The following is a 362-nucleotide window of genomic DNA, read 5'->3' on the forward strand; positions in this document are numbered from 1 at the left end:
CGCCCGACGTTGATCACAAGGTCGAGGCGTCACGCCTGAACATCATCATGATGGAACTGGTGTTCGAATCGGCCTGGGCCCGTCGAACCTATTACGCCAGCGAGCACTTCAAGGCCATCACTCAAGGTATCAGCGAGCACGTGCGTTACATCACGCCGTTTGGCGTCAGCGGTGTCTATACCTACGTGCGCGACGCGGTCATGACCACCGCAGGCATACGTGGCAGCAGACAGGCCGAGCTGATCCGCCAACTGGGGGCGATCAACCAGACCCGGCCCGAGGTCGAAAACCTGTTTGGTGCAGCGGCGAAATCCTGATGGTTTTTCAGCCGGTTTGAATGACTCATTAACCTTATCGGGCTC

At 58.0% G+C, this 362-nt stretch carries 1 pseudogene; it reads left to right on the plus strand.

Features of this window, described 5'->3' with window-relative positions:
- Positions 1–317: pseudogene (locus tag ALO43_RS24135) on the plus strand (hypothetical protein); the annotation flags it as partial.
- Positions 318–362: the final 45 nt, after the last annotated feature.

The sequence above is a fragment of the Pseudomonas tremae genome (assembly GCF_001401155.1).
In the GTDB taxonomy this organism is placed as follows: domain Bacteria; phylum Pseudomonadota; class Gammaproteobacteria; order Pseudomonadales; family Pseudomonadaceae; genus Aquipseudomonas; species Aquipseudomonas tremae.